General features: G+C 69.8%; 5 protein-coding genes. All 5 read right to left on the bottom strand.

Annotation, left to right across the window (positions count from 1 at the left end; all coding sequences use genetic code 11):
* A partial coding sequence (locus tag GUY60_RS31465) for a class I SAM-dependent methyltransferase (RefSeq protein WP_161704024.1) occupies positions 1 to 651 on the bottom strand: 651 nt, incomplete at its 3' end.
* An 84-nt stretch (positions 652 to 735) separates the two neighbouring features.
* Positions 736 to 3,021, bottom strand: coding sequence for a bifunctional glycosyltransferase/CDP-glycerol:glycerophosphate glycerophosphotransferase (locus tag GUY60_RS31470; protein WP_188133101.1), 2,286 nt, complete (start codon positions 3,019 to 3,021; stop codon positions 736 to 738).
* Positions 3,022 to 3,193: 172 nt separating this feature from the next.
* A complete protein-coding gene (locus GUY60_RS31475) occupies positions 3,194 to 4,114 on the bottom strand; it encodes a carbohydrate ABC transporter permease (RefSeq protein ID WP_161704028.1) in 921 nt (306 codons plus the stop codon).
* The gene (locus GUY60_RS31480) at positions 4,111 to 5,478 is read right to left on the bottom strand and encodes a carbohydrate ABC transporter permease (RefSeq protein ID WP_161704030.1); all 1,368 of its coding nucleotides are present in this window, start codon (positions 5,476 to 5,478) and stop codon (positions 4,111 to 4,113) included. The genes GUY60_RS31475 and GUY60_RS31480 overlap by 4 nt, the downstream gene beginning before the upstream one ends.
* A 4-nt stretch (positions 5,479 to 5,482) precedes the next feature.
* The gene (locus GUY60_RS31485) at positions 5,483 to 6,862 is read right to left on the bottom strand and encodes an ABC transporter substrate-binding protein (RefSeq protein ID WP_161704032.1); all 1,380 of its coding nucleotides are present in this window, start codon (positions 6,860 to 6,862) and stop codon (positions 5,483 to 5,485) included.
* Positions 6,863 to 7,344: the final 482 nt, after the last annotated feature.

Here is a 7,344-nt window from a genome sequence, read left to right on the forward strand (position 1 = left end):
CATCCCCCGCAGCTCCCCGTGCACCGCGTCGTACGCCCCCCACGTGCCGTAGAACTTCGTGGCCGTGATGCACAGCGGCTTCAGGCCGGTCGTGGCGACCGCGCCCCACGTGGCGGCGGCGACGCCGGGGCAGTGTTCGGCGCGGAAGTCGTCCAGGACCACGATGCCGTCCGGGCCCAGGATGTCCCGTACCGCGAGGATGTCGCCGTGCACGTGCTCGTACAGGTGCGAGGCGTCGATGTGCGCGAAGCGGCAGCTGTCGGCGGTCACCTCGTCGGCCACCACCGAGGACGGGGCCTGCAGGATCGTCGGCAGCTCGTCGTGGAACGAGCGGTAGTTGGACTCGAAGGCGCGACGGGTCAGGGTCGCGTACGAGCGGTTCATCTCCTTGGAGTTGGGGTCGTCGGGGGCGGGGGAGTCGAACAGGTCGCAGACCGTGAAGGTCTCGGCGTCCCGCAGGTAGCTGCCCATGAAGATGGCGCTCTTGCCGAGGTAGGCGCCGAGTTCGAGGAGATCGCCGCGCTCGTCGCGGTCGCGCTGCCGGCCGAGGAACCAGTCGAACAGCAACTGGTCGGCCGGGAAGAACCAGCCCTTCACATCGGAGAGCCGCGTGGGGCGAGGGAGGGCCTCGGTGGCTGATGTGGTGCTCATGGGTTGCTCCTGTTGTCAGGTGCGTGCGATGGGCGTCTGGTGCGTGTGGGGGGTGACGGTGGGGTCTCTCGGAGACGGGTGCGGTCAGGTGTGCTCGTGGGGCCGGGGCGCGGCCTCGCCCTGGTACTGCTCGGGCACCTGCTCACCGGCGGGTGCCGCGGGCACGGGACGGCGGTCCGCGAGCGGTACGACGGACGGCAGGCCCGCGCCCTGGCCGAGGAAGACATGGCGCACCACGCGCTCCGCGGCCCGCCCGTCGTCGTGGCCGCAGAAACGGTCCCGGAACGCCGCGCGCAACTGCGCGGAGCGGGACCCCCGCCAGTGGCCGGTGGCGAAGATGTCGATCAGCTCCTCCTCGCCGCGCGCCACCGCTCCCGGCGGGAACTCCCGTACGTCGAAGTAGGTGCCGCGGGCCGCCTCGTACACCTCCCGGTCGTCGGTGTGCACCACGATCGGGCGGTCCAGGTTGGCGTAGTCGAACATCAGCGAGGAGTAGTCGGTGACCAGGACGTCGCTGGCCAGGCAGAGCGACTCGACGCTCGGGTGGTCCGACACGTCGACGAGCCGGGCCGTGTCCGAGTCGGTCAGGGGCGCCCCGTACACGTGATGGGCGCGGGTCAGGACGGTGAAGCGGGGGCCGAGGGCGCGCAGCAGCCGTTCCAGGTCGAGGGGGCGGTGCTGGGCGCGGAGGTAGTCGCGGTGGGTCGGCGCGTACAGGATCGCGACGGAGCCCTTCGGGATGCCGAGGCTCTCCCGGATCCGGGCGACGTCCTGCGAACTGGCGCGCTGGAAACGGTCGTTGCGCGGCGCCCCGTACTCCAGGGTGGTGTACGCGCCGGGGAAGACGCGCTCCCAGACGAGGGTGGAGTGGCGGTTGGCGGAGAGCACGTAGTCCCAGGTGTCGACGCGGGCGAGGAGCGCGCCGAAGTCGGTGCCGCGGGCGGCGGCCGGGCGTTCCTGGAGGTCGAGGCCCATGTGCTTGAGCGGGGTGCCGGCCTGCGTCTGGACGAAGACCTGGGAGCGGCGCTTGCGCAGCCGGGGGTCGAAGTCGGCGTTGGTGACCAGGTACTTGGAGCGGGCGAGCGCCGTCCAGTACGCGGCGCTGCCGGGGGTGATCCGTCGCGTACCGGTCGGGACGGTGTGGTGGTGGGCGGGGTCGGCGATCCAGGCGGTGCGGATGTGCGGGGCGAGCTCGCGCAGCTTCTCCTCGACCGCGCCCGGATTGCAGCCGTACCCGCGGCCCCCGTAGGCGGAGAACACGGCCCGCCCCGCGCGTACCGGGAGCCGCAGCTGGACCAGGTAGTGCAGCCGCAGCAGCCTCGCGCGCACGGCCCGCCGCACGGAGCGGGCGGCGGCGTCGAGCCGCCGGGCCGCGGTCCGGGCGAGCCGCAGGGCGCGGTACGTGCGGTGCGCGCCGAACCGCACGAGCCCTTGCCGTACCTGGTTGCGGGGCCTGCCTCGCGGGCCCGGCACGTGGTAGCGGCGGTACTGGGCGCGGGCCCGGCGCAGGAACTCGGGGCGGCTGCGGCGCGGCAGCCGGTCGCGGTTGCCGAACACGTTGGCGTAGTGGTCGACCATGCGCCGGAACAGCACCGGCCGCCACCGGTCGAGCTCCGGCCGGGCGTCGAGGAACGCGAACACCCGGTCGTACTGGTCGAACACATCGAAGTGTTTCCGGCTTGTCGTGCCGAGGATGTTGCCCTGGCGGCGCTGCCGGTAGTGCACACACACCCGGTCCAGGGTGGCGATCGTTTCCGCTGCCATCAGGACTGGATAGGTCCAGGGAGTGTCCTCGTAGTAACCGGGAGGGAACCGGAAACCCTCCCGCTCGATGAACTCCCGGCGGCACGCCTTGTTCCACACCACCATCAGAAGCTTCAACAGGCCTGGCCTGTCGGTGAGTTGGAAGGGTGCGTCGCCCTCCTCGGTGAGCTGCGCGGCATGCTGGTTCCGGACGGCCTCGCCGGTCCAGTACGTGCGCGCGTAGTCGTAGAGCAGGACGTCGGGGGAGCCCGTCTCCTTCAGCCGGTCGGCGACGGCGGCGAGGGCGCCGGGGGTGAGGGTGTCGTCGGCGTCCAGGAAGATCAGGTAGTCGCCGGTGGCGTGTTCGATACCGGCGTTACGGGCGCGGCCGAGGCCCACGTTCTCCGTGAGGTGCACCGCCCGTACGCGCGGGTCGGCGGCCGCGACCTCGTCGATGACCTCGCCCGACGCGTCCGGTGAGCAGTCGTCGACCGCGATCAGCTCCAGGTCCGTGAAGGACTGTCTCAGCACCGAGTGGAGCGATTCGTGCAGATAGGCCTGCACTTTGTATGCGGGGACGATGACACTGAACCGGGGCACTGCACATCCATGGGTCGGCGCGGGCATACTGTCCGCCAACCCCCGAAAGAGGCCTCCGGTTACGCCGAATGCGGCAAAGGGGTGAGGGCGGCCCCCGGAACTTCACGGAGTGCCGCCCTCATGAGCTACGTATTCAACTGACGTACGAATTACGGGAGTTCTATCCCGTACGGATCGCCGAAACGCGGTCCGCGCGCCGCTATTTCACCGCGCCCGCCATCACGCCGGAGACGAACTGCCGCTGGAAGGCGAAGAACACCGCCAGCGGAATGACCATCGAGATGAACGCGCCGGGCGCCAGGATGGAGACGTTGTCGCCGAAATGCCGTACCTGCTGCTGCAGGGCGACCGTGATCGGCGGGTTCTTGGAGTCGGCGAAGATCAGCGCGACCAGCATGTCGTTCCACACCCACAGGAACTGGAAGATGCCGAGCGAGGCGATGGCGGGACCGCCGAGCGGCATCACCACCCGCAGGAAAAGCCGGAGTTCACCCGCCCCGTCGAGCCGGGCGGCCTCCAGGAGTTCGCGCGGGATCTCCGCGAAGAAGTTCCGCAACAGGAAGATCGCGAACGGCAGTCCGAACGCCACATGGAAGACGATCACGCCGAGCGTGGTCTCGAAGATGCCGATCGTGCCGAACAGCTTGGACACCGGAAGCAACGCCACCTGCACCGGCACCACAAGCAGCCCCACCACCCCGAGGAACCACCAGTCGCGCCCCGGGAACTCCATCCACGCGAAGGCGTACCCGGCGAGCGAACCGATCACCACGACGAGCAGCGTCGCCGGAATCGTGATCGTCGCCGTGGAGAGCAGCGAGTTCGTGATCGTCTCGTCCTGGAGCAGGTGGGAGTAGTTCTCCAGGGTGAGCTGCGAGGGGACCGTGAACACCTTCCACCAGCCGCTCGCGCTGATGTCGGCGGGGTCGCGCAGCGAGGACAGCGCGAGCCCGATCGTCGGCACCAGCCACAGCACGCCGACGACAAGCAGGAACACCCGCAGCAGCCCGCCGCTGACGGCCCCGGTGATCCGGGCCGCGATGGACCGCTTGGCTTTCACGACACCGCCGGCCTCGCTCGTACGCCCGCCGGCCTCGCTCGTACGCCCGTCGGCGCTCATCGCCGCACCTCCTTGCGCAGTCGCCGTACGTTGACCGCCATCACCGGGATAACCAGGAGGAACAGCAGCACCGCGATGGCGCTGGCGACCCCGGAGTCGCGGTCCACGAAGGAGTTGTAGAGCTGCAGCGCGAGCACGTTCGCGTCGTCGCGGACATCGCCCGGCGCGATGATGAAGACCAGGTCGAAGATCTTCAGGACGTTGATCATCAGGGTCACCAGGACCACCGCGAGCACCGGCGCGAGCAGCGGTACGGTCACCCGGCGGAACACCTGCCACTCATTGGCGCCGTCGACCCGCGCCGCCTCCAGGAGCTCCCGGGGGACGGCCGCGAGCCCGGCCGCGATGAGCACCATGGCGAAGCCCGCCCACATCCAGACGTAGGACAGGATCACCGAGAGCGTCACGAAGTTGACGCCGAGGAACGGCACCGCCTGCTCGGAGCCCAGCCAGTCCACGCCGTTGTACGGCTCCCTGAAGTTGCTTGCCGGGAACCGGAGTTGAGCCCCGTCCGCCTTCCCGGAGAGCGTGAACGTGCCGTTCGCCGCGGCCCGTGTGGACTCGACGACCTTGCCGCCCTTGACCGCCTCGACCGTGATGCCCGGATAGCCGGACTCCGAGGTGTCCGGGGCGTTGCGCTCGCCCACGCCCTTGCCGAGCGTGAAGTCCTGCCAGGCCGTGCCGGTCACCTTGCCGGGCACGGCCGCGGCGGCCTTCGCCGGGGCCGCCTCCTGAGGCATCTGCTCCTTGGGCACCCCGAGCAGCGGCAGCGCCACCGGCACTCCGGCCTCCACCGTCGTACGGGTGACGAAGCTGCCCTTGCCGCCGGGCTTCAGCGGCGATTCCTGGCCCGGATGCGCCTTCGGGAACGCCGAGGACTCCGCGAACGTGTCGTGCACACCCACCCAGACCGCGTTCAACGCGCCCCGGTCCGGGTCCTGTTCGTACACGAGCCGGAAGATGATGCCGGCGGCGAGCATCGAGATCGCCATCGGCATGAAGACAAGCAGCTTGAACGCGGTGCCCCAGCGGATCCGCTCGGTGAGCACCGCGAAGATCAGGCCGAGCGCCGTGGAGATCGTCGGCGCGAGCACCAGCCAGATCGCGTTGTTCCTGATCGCGGTGAGGATCGTGTCGTCGGTGAACAGCTCGACGTAGTTGCCGAAGCCGGTGAAGTCGCCCGACTTGTCGAAGAAGCTGCGGTAGAGCGAGTACCCGATCGGGTAGACCACGAGCGCCCCGAGCAGCACCAGCGCGGGCAGCAGAAATGCCACCGCCATGCGCTTACGGGTGCCGGTCACGCTCTTGCGCGTCTGTGCGGCCGGGGACACCTGGGCGGCGTCCCCGGCCGTGGCCGACGTCATCGCGTCAGTCCTTGTACGCCTTGGCCGCCGCGGCCTCAAGCGCCGCCTGCGCACCCGCGACGTCCTTCGGGTTCTTCAGGAAGTCCTGCAGCACCTTCCACTCACCCTTACCGGGCGTACCGCCGAAGGCCTGCGGGGTCTGGTCGGACATGTCGAAGCGGATGTCGTCGCCCGCCGCGATCAGCGCCTTGGCGATGTCGCGCTGCACTGCGTCCGGGTACGTACCGAAGTCCAGGTTCTTGTTCGGCGAGACGAAGCCGCCCGCCTGCGCCCAGATCGCCGCCGCGTCCGGCGAGGCCAGATAGGTGAGCAGTGCCTGCGCGCCCTTGCTGTCCTTCAGCGCGACCGCCGCGTCACCGCCGACCACCGCCGGGGAGTCACCGCCGCCGACCGCCGGGAACGGGAAGACCTTCGCGTCCGTACCGACCTTCGCGTCCGTCTCCGAGATGGCGAGGGACACCATGTCGCCCTCGAAGACCATGCCCGCCTTCGGCTGGTCCCCGCCGACGAAGGTCTGCTTGACCGACTCGGGGAACTCGGTGCCGAGCGCGCCCTGCGCACCGCCCGCGACGAAGCCCTTCTTGCCGAAAAGCTCGCCGAGTGTGCTGAGCGCCTTCTTCACGGACGGGTCGGTCCACTTGATCTCGTGCTTGGCGAGCTGGTCGTACTTCTCCGGCCCGGCCTGCGACAGATAGACGTTCTCGAACCAGTCGGTGAGCGTCCACCCCTCGGCGCCGGCCACCGAGACCGGTGCGATGCCCGAGTCGTAGATGGCCTGCGACGTCTCCAGGAACGCGTCCCAGTTCTTCGGCTCCTGCCCACCCGCGTTCTTCATGACCGCGGTGTTGTACCAGACCAGCGACTTGTTGGCGGCCTTGAAGTACACGCCGTACTGCTTGCCGTCGACGGCGCCGAGTTCCTTCCAGCCGTCCGCGTAGTTCTTGTCGAGCTGCTTCTGCGCCTCCGGGCCGACCGGCTTGGCCCACTTGTTCGCCACGGCCTGCTCGATCGCGCCGACCTGCGGGAGCATCGCCACGTCCGGCGGCTCGCCACCCGCGACCTTCGACTCCAGGAAGCCGATGATCGGGTCCTGCGCGGGCACGAAGGCCACCTCGGCACCGGTCCGCTCCTCGAACTGCTCCAGGACCTCCAGGAAGACCTTGCGCTCCGCACCGCCCCAGACGGCCGCGACGGAGACCTTCTGCCCCTTCAGGTCAGGCAGTTGGACAGTGGCCTTGGGCGCCCCGCCCCCGCCGCCGTCCTTCCCTTCATCCCCCGTGTCGCCGCCACCACACCCGGCGAGCGCCAGCGCCCCCACGGCGACGAACGCCGTAGCGGCTCTACGCATCCCAACAGCCTTGCCCGTACGAAGAGTTGTACGCATCCCTGCCCCGTCCCGTCCGCACCGACGTCCAGTCCGCACAGGTCTACGCCCGCCCCGCGAGCCGGGCAAGGGTGCCGGGGCTGATCCTTCAGCGGCCTGAGCCCCCTGAGCCCCCTGAGCCCACTTGAACGCGCCGACCTCGCCGGTCCTCTCGGGCTCGTCGGCCTTCGCGGACTCGCCAGCCCGCTTAGCCTCGTCGGCCCTCTCGGACTCGTCGGTCTTCTCAGCCTCGTCGGCCCTCTCGGCCTCGCTGGTCCTCTCGGACTCGTCGGCCTTCTCGGGCTCCTCAGCCCCTCTCGGCCGAATCCAGCCCACGCCCGCGAAATTCAGCCCCACGCGCGCAAATCCCAGCCCACGCCTGCAAAATCCAGCCCACGCTCGCAAATTCCAGCCCCTCCGGCGTTTGAGGTGGGGGCACCTCCCAGCGGTAGCTGGGGGAGGGGTCCGGGGCGGAGCCCCGAAGCTGCCGCAGGCTTTCGGGA

This window comes from Streptomyces boluensis (assembly GCF_009908195.1).
GTDB classification, from domain to species: Bacteria; Actinomycetota; Actinomycetes; order Streptomycetales; family Streptomycetaceae; genus Streptomyces; species Streptomyces boluensis.

Bases quoted from the DNA above. Each gene is read 5' to 3' on its own strand.
- GUY60_RS31470 (WP_188133101.1), bottom strand. From the start codon at position 3,021: ATGCCCGCGCCGACCCATGGATGTGCAGTGCCCCGGTTCAGTGTCATC.
- GUY60_RS31475 (WP_161704028.1), bottom strand. From the start codon at position 4,114: ATGAGCGCCGACGGGCGTACGAGCGAGGCCGGCGGGCGTACGAGCGAG.
- GUY60_RS31480 (WP_161704030.1), bottom strand. From the start codon at position 5,478: ATGACGTCGGCCACGGCCGGGGACGCCGCCCAGGTGTCCCCGGCCGCA.
- GUY60_RS31485 (WP_161704032.1), bottom strand. From the start codon at position 6,862: ATGCGTACAACTCTTCGTACGGGCAAGGCTGTTGGGATGCGTAGAGCC.